We start from the raw sequence: 21,106 nt of genomic DNA, 5'->3' as shown, positions 1-21,106 counted from the left end.
TGCTCATCCTTTGTACTTAATTACCACTTTTTCTTTAATTCCCCTCCAACCAACCATTGTATATAAAATCGACTGTCTTCCGGATCAGTCATGATGTTGTGTGGAGGCGGATGGATCAAAGCACTGGAGAAAAGATGGAATCATGCACGGAAAATAAAAAAAGAGTTGGGTTCATGATCATGCATGCCCAACTCTCTTTTTTATTGTCCATTATCGTATGTGTCCGCCGGATCTTATTAAACGTCATCCGGACCGGAGGAAGCATCCCTGTTATGCGTTTTCCGACTGAACCGTCGCACCAACAAGTAAACGGGGACTCCAATCACGCCCAGGACGAAGAGGACGGGAATGGCGCCGGAGAGGAAAATGAGCAGGCTTTCCCCAAAAGCTCCCAGTCGGGAGATGCTTACCAAGAACGATTCGACCATTTGCTTGCCCAATGATTGATCGGGCGGGGTTGGTGAGACGACTGCTTGTTCCATGGAGATATGAACGGTGGAGAAATCCACTTTATTGTTCAAATAGTTAAGCCGGCCTTTGATTTGTTCGATCTGTTCTTGGGTCAAGTTCAACTGATTGGAGATGTCCAGCAGATCTTCCGTTTTGGAGGCCTTTTTCATGAAGTCAAGTAAGCGGCTTTCCATCGCTTGCTTGGCTTTTAAACGGGATTCCAGGTCAACCATTTCTTCGGAGACATCATTGCCGTCGATTTCGATGGAGGGGGGAGCGGAATCCGTCAATTTGGGAATGTCTTTAATGAATGGGTCAAACTCTGTTTGGGGAATGCGGAAGGTAAAATTCCCCCTGATGGCTTTATTTGATTTTTCCGAGCTGTTCACCATGTACCCGTCATGCTGTTGCACCAGTTCTTCCAGCTTTGTCTTCGCTGTCTTGTAATCTTTGACCGTCACGTTGATTTTGGCCGTATAGATCATCTTTTTGGTGACTTGGGATGTCGGCGGCAATTTGTCAGAGGCTGAGGTTGGGTGAAGGCCGCTTTGCGGTTTCGCCATCGAATCGGTTTGGGCGCTTTCCGTGCTGTTAAATGCCATATTGGGGTTCGCCACTTTCGACGATTGCTCCACCTCTGAACTGCACCCGATCAATAGAGTGAAGGTGAGGAAAAAAATGAGTGTCAAGCTTCCACGTTTATTCAGACGCATGGCTGTCCTCCTTTGAGGTTTTGAGACCAAGTTCACATTGATGGAAAATGGTTTTCGGTTTATTGTGACGTATTTGTGTTGGTAAGGTTGCGGAATCCTATTTGAAAAATGTGAATATTGGTTGAAGTGATCAAGCTTACGGGGAAGAGGCAACCTGTATATAATGGGTTACATTAAAATACTTCGAGCATATAACGGATTTTTTGGTTGTTTTTCACTTTAAATTTTGACGAATGTGATAAAGAAAAGGAAACATGCATCAACCTGGTAAAGAAGGGGCCAAGATGGCCCTGTATTCAGCTATGGTTGGCCATAGTGTCTACTTGTTGTTTCAAGTGCGCGATCCAGGCCAATTCATGTTCAACCTGCGTCTTTTGGAAACGAATCACCTCGATGACAAAGGGGTTTTTCGGATGGGTATTCTCAATATGGTGATAATGATTCCGTTCTTTTTCCAACACTTCCTGTCTCTTTTGTAGAATCTCTTGTTGCATTTCGTGTTCCAACCGGCCAAACAACGCCACCCGCACCAAAAATTCGGTTCGGTTGGCCGCCATTTTACTTGGGAATTCGCGAATCATTTCACAAAAAATTTCTTCCCCGACATCGGTCAAAAGATAGATGTGGCGATTTGGTTTACCTTCAGGCTTGACCACTTCTTTGGAGATGGCGCCCATCTCCAGGAAGCGGCGCAAAGCGGGATACAATAAATTGTTGTTGATTTCAAACGCCTCCCCCAGCGCCTCTTGAATGTTTTTCTTTATTTCATAGCCATGTTTGGGGCCTGACAGGAGTTGTTCCAATATTAAGATCTCCACATACACCGATATCACCCTTTTCGGAATTTTTGCTCGAATGAGTTCCGCTGTGCCTTTATATATGTTAAATTAACATATGTAAGGGATGCTGCTGATAGGAGGGGTTGTTGTGAACACAACGAATCAAACGATCCTCTTGCACGAAATATCGAAGCTCAAATCAAAGCAAGCGCAATGGGAACCTTTTTCTTGGTATAAAGAGATGAGAGAAAATAGCCCTGTGTATTATGATGCCGAGCAAGACGTATGGAATGTGTTTTTATATGAACATGTCAAGCGCGTGTTGTTTGACCACCAGTTATTTTCCAACAAGAAAGAACGAAGTTTGATTCCTGTTCCCAGAAACAATAACCGAAGCAATGTCAACTTTTCCGATCCGCCGGAACATCGGAATCGACGCGCACTTCTTGCCAAAGCGTTCACTCCCCGCAGTCTGCAAGAGTGGGTGCCTCGAATCCAAGCCATTGCCGACGAATTGGTCGCGGATATGGAAGGCCAGACGACCGTCGATATTGTGCAGAAGTTGGCGATTCCCCTGCCGATTATTGTCATCGCGGATTTGTTGGGTGTCCCTTCCAAAGACCGGGAGCTGTTCAAAACCTGGTCAGACATCCTCTTTCTCCCGTATGCGAAAGAAACGTATGGTGACATCGTCCAGCAAAAAGCGCGGGCCGTGAAGGAGTTTCATGACTACTTGTATCCCATCGTGCAAGAGAAACGGAAGCATCCCACCGATGACATCATCTCCGATTTGACCAAAGCCGAGGTTGAGGGCGAACAATTAACGGATGAAGAAGTGGTCATGACCAGCAGGGGACTGCTGGCCGCGGGAAATGAAACCACGACTACGCTGATTTCCAATGTGTTTTACTCCTTGTTGATTGATCAACCGGGCATCTATCAGGAGTTGCGGGCCGACTTGTCATTGGTTCCCAAAATGATTGAGGAAGTGTTGCGCTTCCGCTTTCCGATCGCCATGGACCGCAAGGTGGCTCAAGACACCACCGTCTTTGGGCATGAAATGAAGCGGGGGCAAATGGTTGTGGCGTGGATTGCCGCCGCCAACCGGGATGAATCCCAATTTGCCCATGCGGAAGAGTTTGATATCCATCGTCCGGGCAATCAACACCACCTCACTTTTGGAGCTGGCCCGCATTTTTGTCTGGGCGCTCCGCTGGCTCGAATGGAAGCGAACATTGCTTTGACCACATTTGTGAAACGGTTTGCCGACATTCGTATGGTGGAGGCGTTCGAGGTGACCGAACATTTGACAGATTCGGCGTCGGGCCAATCTCTCAAGAGCTTCCCCCTCCGATTGGAAAAGGATTGAACAGCAGAGGCGAAACGGTTACTGTCAGATACATTCTCGATGCAATGATAAAAACAACCGCTGTGCGGTATACTCGAATCAAGTATAAATGATCATCTGGCATCATGAAAAGGAAGAGGCGGATAAGAGCATTCACGAAGGCTGGATATCAAGCATGGGCGAGCAAAAAGGAGGGCGTCGGTTGAGCGGGGAAAAGAATCCGTTTACCTGCCCCATTTGCGGCAAGGGCAACGGTTGCAACTTGGCGGGCCAGCCGATCGGTTCATGCTGGTGCAGTCGGGAGCGTTTTCCTGCCGGGCTGTTGGCGCTCGTGCCGACGGACCAAAGGGGAAAAGCTTGCATATGCAAAGCATGCCTCGATCGGTTCATACAGCGAATCCCTCAGGAATAAACGGTGCAAAAGCGATTCATGGCAAAACAAATGCAGCCTGATTGCGGGCTGCATTTGTTTGTGGGATGGTTAGGGAATCTCGCAATCAATAAGATGCGGTGGTAGCTTCGAAAATGCCTCCCGTGCGGGTGCGAATCATGCCGTGGGCAAAAGAAAGCGTTCCGGCATCATTGAATTGGTTGGTGTAATTGCTGTCTCCGGGTGAAACATACGTGTCGGTCTTCCAATGGTAACATTCCGGCCAGGTGTCGGGGCAATTGTAGGGCGCTTCATCGGGATAGGGCTGTTCCAACCGATACAACACGACTTGTCCATAGTTCGTGGATTGATAATTTTTTACGTACATCCGCCCCCATGCGGTGCGGCAGGCGGGACTGTAGCGGAGTTCAGTGGTGGATAAGACCGTGCCGGACTTGTTCTTGACCAACACGCTTCTGGCTGTGATCGCATTGTTGGCGCAACCTGTCGTTTCAGGATCGGTGTTGTCATATGCGAGAGCTTGGATGGACGGTTGCGGGGATTTGGCAGTTGCGCGTTTTCCTTGTCTTTTGAAGATTTCTTTTTCCGAAGGGAGTTTTACGGTGCTTGGCCCTTCATAATATTCTAGGATAAGATCGCCTTTCACTTCGACGTTCACGGGTTCCTTTGATTTGGATGGGGCCGGCTTGTCCTGTTCCGCCGCACCGGCCATGTCCACCAGTAGGCTGGAAGTGAGCAGAGTGGCGGCAAATATCGCCCATCTTTTTTTCATATGGATGAAGCCTCCTTCTGGGTAAATCCCTTTATATGATTATTCGCAATAAACAGTGGGTTTATATGCCACATCCATCTGCTTTCTTCCTTTTTTCGGGAGGGTTCTGAAGGATATAATAATCATATCCTCAATAACGATGAGAAGTTGAATAAGAAAGGAAGAACGAGATGGCTCATCACATAGCGGACGGCGTTGTGTTAAACAATGGGGTAAAGATGCCGTGGCTGGGCTTGGGCGTGTATAAAGCGCAAGAGGGGAGTGAAGTGGAGCGGGCGGTGGAAGTGGCTTTGCAAACAGGCTATCGAAGCGTTGACACGGCGGCTTTTTACCAAAACGAGGCGGGTGTGGGCAACGCGATCAAACGATCAGGGATACCGAGGGAAAACCTCTTTGTCACCACCAAGGTTTGGAATACGGACCAGGGGTATGAAACCACGTTAACCGCGTTTGAAACCAGCCGCAAAAAGTTGGGGTTGGATTATCTGGACCTCTATCTTATCCATTGGCCAGTGAAAGGGTTGTTTAAAGAAACCTGGCGGGCGTTGGAGAAGCTGTACCGGGATGGGTGGGTCCGGGCGATCGGGGTCAGCAATTTCCACATTCACCACCTGGAAGAGCTTTTGCGGGACTCTGAAGTGACACCGATGGTAAATCAAGTGGAGTTTCACCCTTTGCTGACGCAACAGGAACTGCGCCATTTCTGCCGGATGCAGTCGATTCAGTTTGAAGCTTGGAGTCCCTTGATGCGGGGAAATGTCGTGAATCAACCGGTGCTTATGGAACTGGCCGAAAAATACCAAAAAACGCCGGCGCAATTGGTGTTGCGTTGGGATTTGCAACATGAAGTGGTGACGATACCCAAATCGGTCACCCCCAGCCGGATTGTCGAAAACGCGGATATCTTCGATTTTGAAATCTCGACGGAGGATATGGAGAAATTGGACGGGTTGAATCGGAACCAACGCTTCGGGCAAAATCCCGACCATTTCAAATTTTAACTTGCCATGGTATCCCCGGCCAGATCAAGAGGCCGGGGATTGATCTTGTTCGCGAATGGGAAGGATGCTTAGTTTTTTTTCTTTTCTTCCATGTAATCTTTGATAAGGTAGAAAAGAGTGATAACCACAAACAGGATGATCAACGTATTGGTCACAAAGGGGGTCATGCCGCTTTTCTTCCTTTCTTTTCAAGGGTGGGCAATGATTCGTTGTTCCAGAAAATCATCAGGAGCTTCTGCCGATCCAACCATAAAAGAAAAAGGTTCATGATGACCAGCAACGTGCTGAGGTCATGTACCCCGATGCGGTAAAAGTAGTTCACAAACATGACATTGAGGGCGATGGGGAAATAAACCACCGCGCCCAGGGTGGCTGTGCGGGGGATGAGTAGAAGGAGGCCTGAAACCACTTCCCCGCAGCCGACGAAGAGTTCATAAGGGCGGGAATGGCCGAAAAAAGCCCAGGTGATGGCAAAGCCTTCCCCTTTCACGGCCGCAACCCGCGCGATTTCATCCAACGGAATATGGCCGAACTGCCCAAATGCCAGCTTGACCCCTCCATAAATAAGAAACTCGAACGCCATAAACCAACGAAACGTCATCGGCACGGACTTGCGCAATGCCCGCCATAGTCGATTCATCCTACCATTCCTCCTGCAATAGCTCGATTGCCACCATCATACTAAGCCAAGCTGAATGACAGATGAATGAAAGCTGAACAGGAGATAAACTTTTAGGATGGGAGTGAAGTGGACGGTTGGCTTATTTTTTATTATTTTGACAAAAAGCGTCTCTGCCCATGTCATTTTCTTGTATATAATACATATTTGAACTGGTAGACTAGTCGATTCAAGGGAGTTAAAGGAGAGAAAATGGATGAAAGCTGGAAGCGCAATCTCGGCCATGCTTTGCGGCTCATTGCTGGTTCTATCCGCTTGTTCGGGGATGGCGGATAAAGCCCAACCGCCAAAAGAGAAACATGCTGCGACAACGGTGGAGGGTATGCTGATTGAAGGGCCGGGAAAATATGCCGGAACAAAATATGATGAAGCGAAAGTGACGGCGGAACTGAAAAAATGGCCGAAAAAGATGGATGAACAGGAAGCGTATGATCGCTTGATCGAACTGTTGGCGGAGGACTATGAACCCGTCGTGAAAAAGGCGAAACAATATCAACCCCGGTATAAGCTGACCAAATTGGGGGACTTTGACCCCAACGAAGGCATTGTGAAAAAGGAACAAAAGCAGAAAAAAGAAAAACATGTCGTGGTGTTGGTTGATGCCAGCGGCAGCATGGCAGCGAAAGTGAATGGCAATACCAAGATGGAAGAAGCCAAAAAAGCCGTGTTGGACTTTGCCGCTTCCCTTGAACAAGACACCCAAGTGGCATTGCGGGTGTATGGACATAAAGGGAGCAACAAGGATGCGGACAAAGCGGTTTCTTGCGCCAGCACCGACACTTTATATCCGCTCGGGCCTTATCGGGCGGACGCTTTTAACCAAGCGGTAAATCAATTGAAACCGGTTGGGTGGACTCCCGTCGCGGCGGCGATTCGTGCGGCCAAGCAAGACCTGGGGAATGATCCCAATGCGGAAAATATCGTGTATGTGGTGAGCGACGGGTTGGAAACTTGCGGGGGAAATCCGGTCAAAGAGGCGAAAGCGTTACATAAGTCCAACATCCAAGCGGTGGTGAACATCATCGGGTTCGACTTGGATGAACAGAGCAAACAAGCATTGAAAGAAGTGGCCGAAGCAGGAGGGGGTCAATTCACCGACGCCAAGTCCAGTGCGGATATCAAAAAAGGCATGGGCATTTGGGATTATGTTGGCCGCCAAAATCAGATCAACTGGTGGAGCGTTGAGAATAATAATGGCATTTTATGGGGTTCCATGGATGATGATAAGGCGATCGAAGGGCTGTTGGAAAGGGGGCATCCGCTTTATAAGAGTGATTTTGAGGAAGTTTTGGAGCCTGAGCTGAGACACTTGAGAGATGCTGTCGAAGTGCTGGAACAGAATCAAATCGTGACAGCGAAAGTGGCGCAAGAATTGCTTGCCCGGGTGGATAAGCGGGAAGAGTTGTTGGACCGATTCCGTTCCAATTTGAAAGAACAGAAGTCAAAAGAGTTGGATGCCTATTATGATCGTTTAAGAAAGCGGATGGATGAAATCACCAAGGGAGCGCAAAAAGATTTGGACTCACGTGAAGTCAATTTTTAATGGCAGTGCCCGGCCGAATGGGGTATTAAGGGAAAGCCCGCCTGGTTTGACCGGGTGGGCTTTTTCATCTTGTGAAATGTGGTCATGGCAAAAGAAAAAGGGATCATCCCCATTGTGCAGTGTGTCAAGGACGATCCCCTATGGCTATATGCTTTCCGCACTTCTTTTTTGGCGCCTTGGATCCATTATTTGCCGATGAATTCTTGGGTCCAATAGTTGCCGTCTTTAACATACCCCACACCGATATGGGTGAAGTTTTTGTTCAAAATATTTTTGCGGTGGCCTTCGCTGTTCATCCAGCCGGTTACCACTTCTTGAGGAGTGCGATGTCCCATGGCGATGTTTTCGCCGGCTGTTCGGTATTGGATGCCGTATTTCTTCATCATGTCAAATGGCGAACCGTAGGTGGGACTGTTGTGGTCGAAGTAGCCTTGATCATGCATATCCTGCGATTTGGCGCGTGCCATTTCGCTTAATTTGGCATCGATTTTCAGCGCGGGCAAACCGTATTTGGCGCGCTCTTTATTGGTGAGATCAACCACTTGCTGTTCAAATTGGTTAAGGCTGTAACTTGTTTGTCGGCTTGGGGATGGTTTTGCTTGATTGGATGTTGGCTTCGTTGTTTTGCTGGCGGTTGGTTGTTTTTGCGGTTGCGCCGTGATTGCCGCTGGTTTGGATTGGGAATTCAATTGAAAGCCATATTGTTTAAGAAGCGCTTCGATATCTAAATCTCGGAATGTTCTTATATCAATGGTAGTGCAATGGGATGGGCTCAGCTTCTCGACTGTCCCCGATCCTTGTTGGTCGGCGGCGAAAGTGCTGACCGGATTGGTTGCGATCAATGCGCCGGTGATTGCCAGTGCGGCTATGAAACGATATTTCTTCATTAGTAGCCCTCCTATGCTTAGATTCGCTCGTGCCAAGGCTTGCTGAGCTTGTTCTATTAAAGGATAACATAGTGAGAGGGCTAATTATTTAGAAATGATTGGAAATGAAAACGGGGTTTTGCCAGACACTCCCTAGTCACAGGGGGATTGACCTCCTGTTTAAGGATGGAATGAGGGCGCTATCCTAAGTGTTTTATATGTTTGGGAAAAGGGTTTTTATCGATGTACATAAAATGATTTACGAAACAAAGCTTTTGTAAACCATTATTGATCAAAAGGAGGATGGGGATGAGGATAAGAGAAGCCAACATGCATGACGTACCCGTGCTTGCTCGATTGATGGAGGAATTGGGTTATCCAACCACAGAGGAAGAGATGCGGGAACGATACCGGCGCATCGCCGCTGATCCGCATAACCATACGCTGGTGGCGGAAACGGATGGCCAGGTTGTCGGGATGGTTGGCCTGAGTACTCACTTGTTGTATGAGCGGGATGGATGTTATTGCGCATCATGGCATTGGTGGTGGATTCGCGATATCAAGGGCGGGGAATCGGCAAGGCGTTGGTGGAAGAGGCGGAGCATTGGGCCAAACGTCAGAGGGCGGTTGCCGTTGCCCTCAACAGCGGTAACCGCGAACAACGTCAAGGGGCGCACCGCTTTTATCTCAAGCTGGGCTATGTGAAGAAAAGCGTGGGCTTTTTCAAGTCGCTCGCTCCCGCCAGTCGATTGGATGGATTTTGAAAGAATCGGGTTTTCTGATTGGCGTGGTTGAAGATATGCAAACGATCGGGATGATTTTGAAACGGCCGTTGGTAAAAAAGCTTCGTGATTTTGCGCCCATATACACGCAGTGGTGGGACTGATTCTTGGATCGGATGAATCGTTTCTTTGGCAACGGGACAATCCCTCTCTGTTGATTGGATGTTCTCCTTTGAAGGAAAAGGGAAATCCGGCAAGCTGTGGTTCGAAAAGGAATCAGAACGGGAAGAGGATAGCAGGATGACCCATTATGGGCCTGCCCAACGGCTTAAGGCATCCTTGTCGAGGATGATGAATTGGTTTCGCCCCACATCAATCAACCCGTCTTTGCGGAGTTGGTTTAAGAGGCGGCTTACCGTTTCGCGGGTGGTGCCGATCGCGCTGGCCATGTCTTGGTGGGTGAGCGGGATGTCGATCCGGATGGTTCCCTCTCGTTTTTTCCCATATTTATCCGCCAGTCCCAATAAAAAAGTGATGGCCCGATTTTGTGCGGCGTAACCCGTTAACTCCTGGAGTTGCTTTTGCAAGTCCAGGATTTTATCACTCATCACGCGCATGACTTTCACCGCCATGGAGGGATTGGCAAGCATGAGCGCTTCAAATGATTTGACGGGAATGGCGATCAGTTCCGTCTGATCGATGGTTTCGGCTGTGGCCGGATAGGGGTGTTGGCTGAAAAAACCGGTGTGGGGAAACAGATCCCCATCGCGGAGCAAAGAGACGATATGCGCATGGCCGCGCTCGTCTGTTTTATATGTTTTAACGAGCCCGCTTTTAATAAGATAAACGGCCGTTTTTTCGCTGCCTTCGGTGAAGATGACCTCTTTCTTGTTGAAGTTGCGATGGTCCGCTATCTCCCAAAGCCTCTCCAGTTCTGAGTCTGTCAGGCCGGAGAACAAAGGGACTCCTTGCAAAAGATCAATCGGATGATGCATGGGTGAACGCCTCCATCTGCTGGAATAGGGTGCGGGAAAAGGGTGCAATGTAAATCTGGCTTTATTTTATTATCGTACAAGCGATCCGTTCTTGCAAAAATACGAATGGAAGCTTGTGAAAGACTGAAAAAGAAATGGGGTGCCACATGCCAAAAGAAGTGGATGTGATCATTGTCGGTGCCCGGTGTGCGGGGGCGACGCTGGCCATGCGGTTGGGCCAAAGCGGGGTGCGGGTCTGTTTGGTGGATGCCGCCCGCTTTCCCAGCGAGACGCTATCCACCCATGCGATGTTCAACAATACGGTTCATCATCTGAAAGCGTTGGGCATCGGCAAACTGTTTGCGGAGACGTCCGCTCCGGCGGTAAGTGAAGTGATCATGCGTTTTGATGAAGTGTCGATTCAAGGCAACTTGCCAATCGTCCAGGGAGAGTCCCACGGCTATTGCATTCGGCGGAGTGAGCTGGATCAGGCCTTGTTGGAGAAAGCTGTCTCATATCCGACGGTTTCTTTTTTAGAGGGGTTCCGTGTTCAGTCCCTACTTAAGCGGGCGGGGAGGGTGGTAGGTGTCCGGGGGCGTGATGGGCAAGGGAGGGTGCGCGACATTTCGGCGCGCATGGTGATTGGAGCGGATGGGCGGCATTCCGTGGTGCGGCGGGAATTGTCGCTTTCACCCAAGCAGGCGGTTCCTTCCGATTTCGCCTGTTATTTCAGCTATCTTTCACACCTAGAGAGGGAAGGTCCCCCGGCGTTTGAGGTGAACCGGATCGGGGATTATACGCTGGTCGTTTTTCCCACTTCTCATCAACAATCGGTTGTCTATGTTTCCTTTCCCAACACGGACCAACCCTGGATGAAAGCCTTTCAACGCCATCCGATGGAAGCGTACGAGCGATTTTTGAAAGAGAATTTTCAGCCGATTTCCTTCCATCAGCGGCTGGCGCGGGCGGTAGTGGAGGAGCCGGTCCGGGGATTGCCTTTCTATGATAATGTATGGTATCCGGCGATGGGTCCCGGTTGGGTGTTGGTGGGCGATGCGGCCATGTTTAAGGACCCGGCGCTGGCGCAGGGAATTCATGATGCTGTATGGGGTGCCGAACTTTTGGCCGAAGTGTTGATCAAGTATCCGGATTGGCAGTCACAGGAGGCCGCGCTGGCGGGTGAGTATGAACAGCGACTGGACCATCACTTTGGCTCTTTGTTTAAGTGGGCCTTGACCATGACCAAGTTTCACCCGTTGACGGCGGAACAAAAACGATTTTTCCAATGGCTTGAAGAGAATGATGAAGGGAAGGAACGATTTATCGGGCTGTATAATCGGGCATTTAAGGTGGAGGATTATCAAGCGAAGGTGGCCGAAGGTTGGAAGCGGCAGATGGGGGAAGGGTAAAAACCAAACCAGCCGTCAAGGCTGGTTTGGGGCATTTCGGCAATCGCAAGGCTATTTTCCCACCACATAACCGCCCCATCGCCACTTGAGGATGCCCATGGTCAGGAATAGGGGGATGATGACCATGGCCAACAGCAGCCATAAAAAGCCGTAAAACGGGGTGGGAACGAGTTTGAATTGCACCAGGAGCGCCTGAATCAAGGGATGGATGAGATAGATGCCGAATGAGTTACGGCCAATCAGCGACAATCCGGTTAAAGAAAAGGTTCTGGCGAGCCGGTATACAAGGAGAAACAGGATGATTGAATAAGGGATGGTCACCAGTGAGTAGAACCCGCTCCGCTGTTCGATTCCCACTTCCAAGGTCATCAGAAAAGCGAGCAGGATCGCGGTCAGGGCAAGGGCAGGGAAGGAGATGCGATGGATTCTTTCGCGCACCCGCTGCCAATGGATGCCCAACCAACCTCCGAAACTGAAGTAGAACAACCAAACCGGAAAAAAGCGACGGATGCTGTATTCTTCCACGGTAATCCCCCACATGGAAGTCCATTCGCGCCAATTGCCGCTCAGGGCCAGAATCGAGACCCAGAGCGTTGTGACCAGTACGAGCGAGTCAGGCCAACGCTGGAACATCTTTAATAGGATGGGAAAAATCACATAAAGCTGAACCAGCACAAAGAGAAAGTATAGATGATAATAGCCTTGTCCCAACGCGATATGGGTTAGATTGTCAATCCAAGATACAGCCAGGTTATGTGGATTTTCCCACCAAAGATATCCGGTGTACACGAGTGACCACACCACAAAGGGGATTAATATGAAAGCGCTCCGCTTCTGCCAGAAGTGGCGCAAGGGAAAGGGGTGGCGATCGTGATATTGGTAAAAGAGGAGAAGGCCGGAGGCAAGGAAAAAAACGGGTACACTAAAACGGCTCAGGTGGTTCAGAAAGAAAAAAACATTCTGGGGTTCAGCGGAAAAAGAGAGAAATGTCCCAGTTGCATGAATGACACAGACCGCCAGGATGCAGATGCCTTTTAATGCATGGATTTCTTCAATCCGTTCTTTCACAGTAGGCTCCTTTCTGCCAACAAAAAGAAAAACAGAGTGAACCAGTTCCTCTGTTTTTCTTTTTCAGGCGATTTGAATTGGTTCTCCAATGGGGTTTGTTGTTGGTAGATTTCTAACCATTGGGGTATTTTTTCATGTTTACCCTTTGATCCATGTGAATAAACGTCTGATTGAAACAGTTTTTCTTGAATTAATATTCTAAAAATCACACAAAATGTGTTGTAGCCGCGATAACTGAATCATATGGGGTTGTGGTGAGGATAAGCAGTCATCACGTAAAATGATTCCGGTACCCACGCAGAAGTGCTGTTGCTCCTGATGGTAAGAAACCTCCGCCTCTTCAGGCGGAGGGAGGTTCATTTTCGGTGGATCGTGAACGCAAGGTCTTTCGTGTTTTTGGCGATGGCTCCACCGTCGTTTTTGAAGATAGTTGATTTGTTTTCTTCAGACGGTTCAATATGGAGTTGAATCAAATGGGTTCCTTCTTTCAGGTTGAGGGTATGGGCAAAGGACATGTCGGGTTGGATGGTGACCTTTTCCCCGTTAATGGTGAGCATCCCTTCTTTAATCGCGTTTCCTCTTAAGGTGATGGTCGGGGATGTGACGGTTTGCCCGTCAGTGTGGGAAGTGATCACCACGGGTTGATCGATCCACCGCAGGATGTGATCCTGTACAATCATTTGATTACCGCCCTGGTTGGTGACGGTGAGGTGGAGATCAGTTCCTGTGGCCCCGTATCCATAATAGCTCACATCATCGTCATCCGGTTGGTTTGGTGTATGATCGGCCAAGCCTTCTTGCTCCCAGCTGCCGCCCTTCACATATTTATAGGTGATTTGTTCCCCTTCGGGGAGTTCCGTCGTATATTCAAAATCATTCGTGACCGCCCCATTGCGCGACATCGTCCAAGCTTCCGTGTTCCAGCCATTTTCACTGTTGGGAATCGTGATATTGACATCTTGCGGGGTATAATCCGGCACATGCACCTTAAACGTCACTTTTACCATGACCAAGTCGGGGGTGACGCTCACGATATTGGATGAAACGGCATTGCCATATCGATCATACAGCTTGACTTGGTACTGGTAGGTGGTGCCGTTGGACACGTCCAGATCTTGATAGTGGCTTTGCGACATGTCTGCCAAGGTGGTGATTGGCTTCCCGTCCCGTGTGATGACGGCGAGATAAGGATCATCGCCATCTTGGATGCTCCAGGATAGGTTGACTTGTCCGGATTCCTGTGTCGGTTGCTTCAGCGTCACACCGGTGGCGGGCGGCGTACGATCTTCCCCTTGCCGAAACGTGACTTCTTGGGTTTCACTGGTTAACCATGTGTGTCCCAGGTTGGAAGAAAAAGCGAACCGATATGAATACGTGCCGTCGCCAAATGGGGTAAATTCCGCCACAAAACGATTAGCCGTCTCATTTTGTCCCGAGTAAACGGCTTCATAAGGCGTCCATTCAGTGGACCCCGGCTCTTTCACTTCCAGCCGGGCCCACAAGCCTTCCGCCTGTCCTTGTTCGGTGGCGCCTTTGATCGAGATTTCCGCAGCAACGCGTTGGTTACTCGCCAAATCAAGCACACTGTCCTGAAGCGAAGTCAGATGGGTTATGCTTGTGTTGTCCGATGTTAACGGAATATGGGGAATAACGGCGCCGGTGACGGTTTTGGCCGATTCATTTCCCGCTTGGTCCACACTGGTGACCGCAAAGTAGTAAGCGCGTCCGTTGTGTAATCCATTCAGGGTGATTTGTGTCCGGTTCGTCGTTGCCGCTTTTTGGTAGGGGCCGCCTTGGACCGTTGATTGATATACATGAAACGTTTTTGCGGCGCCTTTCCAGTGCAGAACGGCTTGATGATTTCCCGCTGTCGCCTTCAACTGGGCAACCGGTTTGGGCGGTTTTTGTACCGGCTTGGTGCTCACCAACATGCGGCCGCTCATGGCCGGGATGGTGATCGTCAGTTTGCCATCATGTGAACGGGTGACATACTTTGTGTCCAATTGGTCGGCCAGCGTGGTGTGGTTGACCATCAGGCCTTTCACATCCAACTCCACCGTTTTCGCTTTATTTCCCCGGTTGGTCGCGATCAAAGCGAATTCTTTGCCCTTGCTGCGGCTGAAGACCAAAATGTCGTCTTGGGCATAGAGGTGATGCAAATCACCGTGGGCAAACAAGGCTTGATGCTTTCCGCGCACCTGTCCGATCTTCTGGTAATGCCGGATCAAGTCGTGATCTTCCTTGCCCCATGGATAAGTCCGACGGTCATCGGGATCTTTGGAACCGGTCATGCCAGCCTCATCACCATAGTAAATGGTTGGCGCTCCGGCATAGCCCATCTGAATGATCGAAGCGAGCTTTAAACGCTTGATGCCCAAGGCATGGTCATAAGCCGGGTCTTGTTCCGCCCGTTCATAGATATCTGTGCCATTGCCCAGAACGAACGCCGCCCGAGGGGTGTCATGGGAGCCGAGCAGATTCATGAGCGCATGGAAGGCTTCCGGCGGATAATCTTCTTGAATGGCGGTGAGTGACTCTGCGGTGTGTTCCGCGTTGCCGTTTTTGAGATAATCGATCATCGCCTCCCGGAAGCGATAGTTCATGACGGAGTCAAACAAGTCGCCCAAGAAATAAGCGGAAGCGTCATCCCAGATTTCTCCCAGAATCAGTGGTTCTTTCTTTTTGTCTTGTTTGATCTCTTTGCGGAACTCACGCCAAAATTCGAGATCCACTTCATTAGCCACATCCAGGCGCCAACCTGTCGCTCCGCGGTTCAGCCATGACTTGGCGACAGAGTGATCGTCATACATGATATAGTTGGCAAAATCCTTGTTGTTAAGCTCTGACGGATGATCGACCGCTTCACCCGGAATGGCCTTAATCTCTGGCAAGGAGTCGAAACCCCACCACGCTTGGTATGAGTAGACGCCGTTCTTTTTTTTGTTCTCGATGTTGAACCAGTTGTGGAAACCGTATGGGCTAAACGATTGCCCTTCGGCCAGCAATTGTTTTTCCGCACGTTTTTTCGCGTCCTCTTCCTTGACGCCGGTGTTGACCAAGTCATATACACGCGACCAGTATTCATATGCGCCCACCGTCTTGTATTTTCCATAGCGGTCAAAGTAGATGGAGTCATCTCCGACATGGTTGAAGACACCATCGAGAATCAGGTGCATATGGCGTTTGCGCAACTCTTTGACAAATTCTTGGAACTCGGCGGGTGAACCAAACATGGGATCAATGGCCTGATAATCGGTGGCATCATATTTATGGTTGGATACCGCTTGCGCAATCGGGTTGAGGTAGAGGGTATTGACGCCTAAGGATTGGATGTAATCCAACTTGGCTTGGATCCCTTTGAGATCCCCGCCGAAAAAGTCGTTGCTCCAAATGCCGTCCCCATCGTACCCCTCCTGTTCTTTCATGCGGGGGTTGTCCGGCAACTGACTCCACTTGCGGTGCTCGATCGGTTCTTGCCCGCGCGCGTTGGCTTTCGCCCGGTCGTTCTGCTTGTTGCCGTTGTAGAAGCGATCGGGGAAGATTTGATAGACGACCGCTTCTTTCATCCAATCGGGCGTATGATATGTTGGATCATAAACGGTGAGCTGGAATAAGGACGCATTGGCATCCGCCGATGTTCCGGTGTGGCCTTGTTTGGGATCGTCCCCATATTCTTTCACACTGTTTCCATCGCGGGCGATAAACTTATAGCCAAACACCCCTTTTTCCGTGGGGGCAAACGTCGCCTCCCAATATTCGATCCGTTTCTTGCCCAACTCCGTCCAACCCGCCCGCTTCATCTGAATCAGCGAAGTTTTGCCGCTGGTCAAGTTACGGGTGAATAATTTGGCTTGCGACAAATCGCCTTTCTTGGTGCCGAGCCGCAAAGTTACGGATTGGCCTGTTTTAATGGCGCCGAAGGGCTTGCGGTATACCACATCCCATGTGTCGTGGCGGAGTTCGTTCGCCTGAACGGAACCATCGGGAACCCCGGGGTCGTAATCGGTATAGACGGCTTTGGTGTCGTGATTATAGGTGAAGGTAATGATCGCATCTTCCCGCACTTGGAGGACGACATTGTCCGAGGGGTAGGCGGGCGCCTGCCAGCTGTGGCCCAAAACAACCTTGAATTCATGCTTTCCTTTGGGAACCTTGACGGTATAGGTGTAGAGATTGTCGTGATCATCATCTGTCAATATGGCGGTCGATTCGGCCGGTGACCATTCAGCGCCGGCTCCCAACTCGGGCTGAAGATCCCCCACGATGCGCGGTTGTTGGTCTTTGGGCAGGGGGATGGTGATGAGGTGGGTTTCATCATTGTAAATGAAGGTAAATGGGGTTTCTTTATCGACCGTTAATTGATAATTGTCGCCGCCCTGTTTGCCGCCCAAACCGTAATTCTCATCCCATGTGCCATTAAGGGCGACTTTGTATTCATAGGTTCCAGCGGGAAGAACACCGGTGAGTTGGTAGGTGCCGTCCGCTTGCTTGGCCATGAGGGTCTTGGGATCGGCGGGATTCCATTCGCTTGAGCCACCCAGTTCATCCTGCAGCGTTCCGACTAAGGTGACGGTTCGTTCCGCGGCGAAGAGGGTAGGGCTACTTGTTAATGAAATCGTTTGCACAACTAGACAAAAAATAAGGAGCAATAAATGAAAGGATTTATTGAACAAGGTGTGAGACCTCCTTTGTGTCGTCATGAAATCGTTTGCATTATTCAATTTATTTATATCATAACAAATAAAGAGAAGAATAGAGTCAATCGCATTTTTTTAATTAATTAAACAATGGCGTGCCAAGGAGGGAAAAAGGATGAGGGGCCGTTTTTTAAGCGCATCGCTTGGCAAAGGGGGGCTCATTGTTTGAAATAACTAGAAGCGATTTCAAAACCATCTTTTGGATGGAGAAATGGCTATGGCGATCGCTCCAAAACCGCTTTCCCATTCGCATCACTTGTCCATCGGCGCTCATCGGGATAAGGTTTTTCCGCTCTCGACTTTTGAAATAACTTGTAGAAATTCATTATCGCCCGTTTGTGTTATGATAGTGAAAGTAGATTTGGAGCCAACTCGATGGATAAGGAAGCAGGGGGGGATACTGGTGCCGATTAAGATTCCAGACAAATTGCCAGCGATCAAAATTCTAAATAACGAAAATATATTCGTCATGGGCGAGAGCGATGCGTTTCGGCAAGACATCCGCCCGTTGAAAATCGTCATCCTGAATATGATGCCAATCAAAATCACAACAGAAACCCAAATTTTGCGGTTACTTGGCAATTCGCCCTTACAGGTGGAAATTGACCTGATTCATCCCAAAACCCATACCACCCGACACACACCACCCGAACATCTCGCCATGTTTTATAAAACGTTTGATGAGATAGAGCACCAAAAATATGATGGCATGATTATTACGGGCGCACCGGTGGGGCATTTGGAATATGAGGAAGTGACTTACTGGAAAGAGTTGCAGCAGATTATGGATTGGAAGCTTCATCATGTGACGTCCACACTGCATATCTGTTGGGGTGCGCATGCCGCTTTGTATCATCACTATGGCATCCCCAAATATAGGTTGGCGGAAAAGTGTTTCGGCGTGTTTGAGCATGTCATCTGCAAGAGAAACACCAAATTGTTGCGTGGATTTGATGATTGTTTCCATGTGCCGCATTCCCGCTTGTCCGAAGTGCGCAGGGAGGATATCGAGAAGGTGGAGGAGTTGGAGATTTTGGCGGAATCACCTGAAGCGGGCGTCTATATCGTGATGAGTAAAGACGGGCGTCAGATTTTTGTGACGGGCCATTCCGAATATGATTTAACTACGTTGAAAGAAGAATATGAGCGTGATTTGAGCAAAGGGATCAACATCCAGCTCCCTAAACATTATTTCCCGCATGATGACCCCAAAGAGCAGCCGATGCAAAGATGGCGCGCCCATGGAAACCTGTTGTTCTCAAACTGGCTAAACTATTACGTGTATCAAGAGACGCCATATGACTTGAATCAAATTAAATGATAGGGTTGGCAAACGGCCTGCTCGCCTAAGCGCTTGCAGGCCGTTTTTGCCGTGTGCATCAGGGGGTAAGGGATTGGGCATCCCAACCGATGGGAATCCGCAGGTGATGGGCAGGTTCATGCTAAACCCAGCGTTTGGACAATCCTTCCCTTGCGAAAACTGTTGAATAAGAGAAATCCGGCTTAGCGAACACATGAACAAGGAGACAAAGGATGAAGCGATATGACAAAGACGAAATGAGCCGATTCTGAACGGTCAAGCATTTGGATCATGCAGTCGAAGTGGAATTGGTCATGCTGAACAATTTTTACCCAGTGGAGAAAGAGTTGCCGCTTGTGTTTGATTAGATTAGGTTGGATATGGACTGCCGCAGGTGTTTGCGGCAGTCTGTTTTGTCATATGCGGATTAGAATCTGGTTGAAAAATGATATACTCTTGCTGAGATAAGGAGGATGGCGAGATCAGAGCGCTCGCCATGAAAAAGCTATGGCCGCAAAGGGAGGAAACGATTGAGAAGTTCCGAACCGCGTTCGCGGGAGTAGTGGAGTTGCCGGAAGAGGCGGTATATGTGTATATGGAGATTCATGGATATGACGGTCATTACGGATTCACTCTATCCTTGATGGATACATGTTTGAGTGAAGTGGGTGAAATCGGACAGGTCATTTCCATTGATAATATTGGTTGGGATGATGTCGGGGAAGATGACGATTTTTATGTAGCGGAATATGCCATGATTGACTGGATCGCCGATTGTTGGCTTGATGCGGGCGGAATGGATTGGCCGTTGCCGGCTTATATCGGTTTTCACGATTCGGGCAGGGTGTTTGACCTGCGGGAGCGTGAATGGATCGATGAACAGTTGATGGGGCCGCCCATGGTGGTTAAACATTTTCGGACCACCATCTGGTTGAAAAAGGATGTGACACATCAAGTTGTGCAAGTTTTGCGTTATCTCATGTCTTATCCAAAAGAGAAACCAGACTTTCCGGTGCCTGAACACCGCTTTTTCGAAAAAGATTCACGCTGGGAAAAGATGTTTGCTTTTGTGGCGAATGAGACGAAGGATTCCTTTCACGAATTGGTGAAACGGGAAGGTCAATATGTTGTCAGTCTGAATTCCTATATCCCGCAACATGACTGCGGCCCCGATTATATCCGCTTGTTTCTGCATTGGATTCATCCCTATGTGGATGGTGACCGAACAGAGTGCTTGGGTGTGGTGACATACCAAGAGGTTGATGAAGAGGACGGGTTTGTCAAGCAATGGGAAATGGAAGTGACACAGGAGGAAATCATTTTCGTTAACAGGGAGTTTTATGAGAATGAGAAAGTTGATGAAAAAAAGTGGAGTGAGACGTTCAATTGCTGAAAAAAATCAAAGGGTTTTATAGCGAACAAAAAAAGGGGATTTTTTGATGAAAATTGAAACAAAATAGCATGAAAGCTCGTCTAATATTGTAAAATGATGTGCGGAGTTGGCGGCGATGATAGAATGGATCTTGGAATGGATTGAGATCGGAGAACCTGTTCGTTTTGGTCCGTTTACGATTGATCGCTATGTGGCTGATGTGGAACTGCTGGGGTGGATTATTTACAAACCGGGCAAAAATCCATTTTTAACGAGGGATGCCCAAGAGGCGACGGAATATTTGATGAGTCATGAGCTCGGGGAGATAGAGGACAAGGGCGAATATTGATAAACCAAGCGGCCGGCATGTTGGCCGCTTGGTTTGTCACCAACCTAGTCGCCGCTTGAGCATTTGGATGTGGGCCAGGTGATGATCGCAGTGCCAGTTGTACAACCCCATTTTTTGGGAAAGCGTTGGTTATCCATGGGAGTGTCTTCACCGCCTTTTGATTTTTCTTATTGTATTACAGATTTTTGCTGGCTGAAAGCCCACGGTTTCAATCGTGGGATGAAAGACGGCGTTGCTCGGTATCCCATAAAGGGGATGCTTAGAGCAACTATTTTTTATCTTTTGATGTTGCAGTTTGCGGATCGAACGGTTAGGATCTGGATATGGAACAAGACGACAGAAGAACAACGTCTCTTTAATCAACTATCATTTTGTTTTCTGTCCGCGCTATCGAAGAAAAGTACTGGTGAATGAAGTAGAAGAGCGATTCAAGGAACGGGTGACCGAAATTTGTGAAGAGAATGAATGGGTGATTGTCGCTATGGAAGTCATGCCTGATCATTGTCATTTGTTATTGAACTGTCTTCCCACTCATTCACCATCTGATATCATGGCAAAAGTGAAAGGAGTGACTTCAAGAAGACTGAGACAAGAATTTAAGCACTTGTCCATCTGGTAAGTCTTTGGACACGTTCTTTTTTCGTTAGTACAGAAGGAAATGTATCAAGTGAAA

Annotated in this window: 18 protein-coding genes and 2 pseudogenes; 12 read left to right on the top strand and 8 right to left on the bottom strand. The window is 48.9% G+C overall.

The window, feature by feature from the left end:
- Nucleotides 1-236: 236 nt before the first annotated feature.
- Nucleotides 237-1,163, bottom strand: a complete 927-nt coding sequence (locus ACFQNG_RS04715; protein ID WP_379863724.1) for a DUF4349 domain-containing protein — start codon at nt 1,161-1,163, stop codon at nt 237-239.
- A gap of 296 nt (nt 1,164-1,459) precedes the next feature.
- A complete protein-coding gene (locus ACFQNG_RS04710) occupies nt 1,460-1,987 on the bottom strand; it encodes a PadR family transcriptional regulator (RefSeq protein WP_379863722.1) in 528 nt (175 codons plus the stop codon).
- A gap of 103 nt (nt 1,988-2,090) precedes the next feature.
- Between ACFQNG_RS04710 and ACFQNG_RS04705 the strand changes: the two genes are divergently transcribed.
- Together ACFQNG_RS04705 and ACFQNG_RS04700 are read left to right on the top strand one after the other, a co-directional pair.
- Nucleotides 2,091-3,311 (top strand): cytochrome P450, encoded by a 1,221-nt coding sequence (locus tag ACFQNG_RS04705; RefSeq protein WP_379863720.1) that lies wholly within the window; start codon nt 2,091-2,093, stop codon nt 3,309-3,311.
- A 181-nt stretch (nt 3,312-3,492) separates the two neighbouring features.
- Complete coding sequence (locus ACFQNG_RS04700; protein WP_379863718.1) at nt 3,493-3,702, top strand: cysteine-rich CWC family protein; 210 nt, start codon at nt 3,493-3,495, stop codon at nt 3,700-3,702.
- A gap of 85 nt (nt 3,703-3,787) precedes the next feature.
- Here the strand turns inward: ACFQNG_RS04700 and ACFQNG_RS04695 are convergent, their stop codons facing one another.
- Entirely contained in the window at nt 3,788-4,453 is a 666-nt protein-coding gene (locus ACFQNG_RS04695; RefSeq protein WP_379863716.1) for a DUF2690 domain-containing protein, read from the bottom strand.
- Nucleotides 4,454-4,623: 170 nt separating this feature from the next.
- Here ACFQNG_RS04695 and ACFQNG_RS04690 point away from each other — a divergent pair, with 170 nt between their 5' ends.
- A complete protein-coding gene (locus ACFQNG_RS04690) occupies nt 4,624-5,454 on the top strand; it encodes an aldo/keto reductase (protein WP_379863715.1) in 831 nt (276 codons plus the stop codon).
- A gap of 163 nt (nt 5,455-5,617) precedes the next feature.
- Here ACFQNG_RS04690 and ACFQNG_RS04685 read toward each other — a convergent pair whose 3' ends face one another.
- Nucleotides 5,618-6,094: a hypothetical protein gene (locus tag ACFQNG_RS04685; protein WP_379863714.1), complete on the bottom strand. Its 477-nt coding sequence runs from the start codon at nt 6,092-6,094 to the stop codon at nt 5,618-5,620.
- 235 nt (nt 6,095-6,329) lie between these two features.
- On the opposite strand from ACFQNG_RS04685, the gene ACFQNG_RS04680 reads away from it, so the two are divergent.
- Nucleotides 6,330-7,676, top strand: a complete 1,347-nt coding sequence (locus ACFQNG_RS04680) for a vWA domain-containing protein (protein WP_379863713.1) — start codon at nt 6,330-6,332, stop codon at nt 7,674-7,676.
- Nucleotides 7,677-7,861: 185 nt separating this feature from the next.
- On the opposite strand, the gene ACFQNG_RS04675 is transcribed toward ACFQNG_RS04680, so the two are convergent.
- Nucleotides 7,862-8,563, bottom strand: a complete 702-nt coding sequence (locus tag ACFQNG_RS04675; RefSeq protein WP_379863712.1) for a CAP domain-containing protein — start codon at nt 8,561-8,563, stop codon at nt 7,862-7,864.
- Between the two features lie 282 nt (nt 8,564-8,845).
- Between ACFQNG_RS04675 and ACFQNG_RS04670 the strand changes: the two are divergent.
- Nucleotides 8,846-8,983 (top strand): annotated as a pseudogene (locus ACFQNG_RS04670) (GNAT family N-acetyltransferase); the annotation flags it as partial.
- A gap of 92 nt (nt 8,984-9,075) precedes the next feature.
- On the top strand, nt 9,076-9,306 hold the full coding sequence (locus ACFQNG_RS04665; protein WP_379863710.1) for a GNAT family N-acetyltransferase: 231 nt from the start codon (nt 9,076-9,078) through the stop codon (nt 9,304-9,306).
- Nucleotides 9,307-9,572: 266 nt separating this feature from the next.
- Here ACFQNG_RS04665 and ACFQNG_RS04660 read toward each other — a convergent pair whose 3' ends face one another.
- Complete coding sequence (locus tag ACFQNG_RS04660) at nt 9,573-10,259, bottom strand: Crp/Fnr family transcriptional regulator (RefSeq protein ID WP_379863708.1); 687 nt, start codon at nt 10,257-10,259, stop codon at nt 9,573-9,575.
- Between the two features lie 146 nt (nt 10,260-10,405).
- On the opposite strand from ACFQNG_RS04660, the gene ACFQNG_RS04655 reads away from it, so the two are divergent.
- On the top strand, nt 10,406-11,647 hold the full coding sequence (locus ACFQNG_RS04655) for an NAD(P)/FAD-dependent oxidoreductase (protein WP_379863706.1): 1,242 nt from the start codon (nt 10,406-10,408) through the stop codon (nt 11,645-11,647).
- A gap of 51 nt (nt 11,648-11,698) precedes the next feature.
- On the opposite strand, the gene ACFQNG_RS04650 is transcribed toward ACFQNG_RS04655, so the two are convergent.
- Nucleotides 11,699-12,715, bottom strand: coding sequence for an acyltransferase (locus ACFQNG_RS04650; protein WP_379863705.1), 1,017 nt, complete (start codon nt 12,713-12,715; stop codon nt 11,699-11,701).
- A 356-nt stretch (nt 12,716-13,071) separates the two neighbouring features.
- A complete protein-coding gene (locus ACFQNG_RS04645) occupies nt 13,072-17,388 on the bottom strand; it encodes an alpha-amylase family glycosyl hydrolase (protein ID WP_379863704.1) in 4,317 nt (1,438 codons plus the stop codon).
- Nucleotides 17,389-17,815: 427 nt separating this feature from the next.
- Here ACFQNG_RS04645 and metA point away from each other — a divergent pair, with 427 nt between their 5' ends.
- From metA to tnpA, 5 genes and pseudogenes are all read left to right on the top strand, one after another.
- The gene (gene metA, locus ACFQNG_RS04640) at nt 17,816-18,733 is read left to right on the top strand and encodes a homoserine O-acetyltransferase MetA (RefSeq protein ID WP_379863703.1); all 918 of its coding nucleotides are present in this window, start codon (nt 17,816-17,818) and stop codon (nt 18,731-18,733) included.
- Nucleotides 18,734-19,208: 475 nt separating this feature from the next.
- A complete protein-coding gene (locus tag ACFQNG_RS04635; RefSeq protein ID WP_379863702.1) occupies nt 19,209-20,105 on the top strand; it encodes a hypothetical protein in 897 nt (298 codons plus the stop codon).
- Between the two features lie 115 nt (nt 20,106-20,220).
- Nucleotides 20,221-20,433, top strand: coding sequence for a hypothetical protein (locus tag ACFQNG_RS04630; RefSeq protein WP_379863700.1), 213 nt, complete (start codon nt 20,221-20,223; stop codon nt 20,431-20,433).
- Nucleotides 20,434-20,511: 78 nt separating this feature from the next.
- Nucleotides 20,512-20,847, top strand: coding sequence for a hypothetical protein (locus tag ACFQNG_RS04625; RefSeq protein WP_379863775.1), 336 nt, complete (start codon nt 20,512-20,514; stop codon nt 20,845-20,847).
- Nucleotides 20,735-21,106: pseudogene (gene tnpA / locus ACFQNG_RS04620) on the top strand (IS200/IS605 family transposase); the annotation flags it as partial. The gene ACFQNG_RS04625 and the pseudogene tnpA, both read left to right, overlap by 113 nt.

Source organism: Laceyella putida, assembly GCF_042665195.1.
Classification (GTDB): Bacteria; Bacillota; Bacilli; order Thermoactinomycetales; family Thermoactinomycetaceae; genus Laceyella; species Laceyella putida.
Note: the sequence above shows the minus strand (reverse complement) of the source record. Positions and strands in the feature narration are given on the sequence as shown.

Coding starts and splice junctions, on each gene's coding strand:
- ACFQNG_RS04665 (WP_379863710.1), top strand. CDS start 9,076: ATGGCATTGGTGGTGGATTCGCGATATCAAGGGCGGGGAATCGGCAAG.
- ACFQNG_RS04635 (WP_379863702.1), top strand. CDS start 19,209: ATGAAAAAGCTATGGCCGCAAAGGGAGGAAACGATTGAGAAGTTCCGA.
- ACFQNG_RS04685 (WP_379863714.1), bottom strand. CDS start 6,094: ATGAATCGACTATGGCGGGCATTGCGCAAGTCCGTGCCGATGACGTTT.
- ACFQNG_RS04695 (WP_379863716.1), bottom strand. CDS start 4,453: ATGAAAAAAAGATGGGCGATATTTGCCGCCACTCTGCTCACTTCCAGC.
- ACFQNG_RS04690 (WP_379863715.1), top strand. CDS start 4,624: ATGGCTCATCACATAGCGGACGGCGTTGTGTTAAACAATGGGGTAAAG.
- ACFQNG_RS04660 (WP_379863708.1), bottom strand. CDS start 10,259: ATGCATCATCCGATTGATCTTTTGCAAGGAGTCCCTTTGTTCTCCGGC.
- ACFQNG_RS04715 (WP_379863724.1), bottom strand. CDS start 1,163: ATGCGTCTGAATAAACGTGGAAGCTTGACACTCATTTTTTTCCTCACC.
- ACFQNG_RS04655 (WP_379863706.1), top strand. CDS start 10,406: ATGCCAAAAGAAGTGGATGTGATCATTGTCGGTGCCCGGTGTGCGGGG.
- ACFQNG_RS04675 (WP_379863712.1), bottom strand. CDS start 8,563: ATGAAGAAATATCGTTTCATAGCCGCACTGGCAATCACCGGCGCATTG.
- ACFQNG_RS04630 (WP_379863700.1), top strand. CDS start 20,221: ATGATAGAATGGATCTTGGAATGGATTGAGATCGGAGAACCTGTTCGT.
- ACFQNG_RS04680 (WP_379863713.1), top strand. CDS start 6,330: ATGAAAGCTGGAAGCGCAATCTCGGCCATGCTTTGCGGCTCATTGCTG.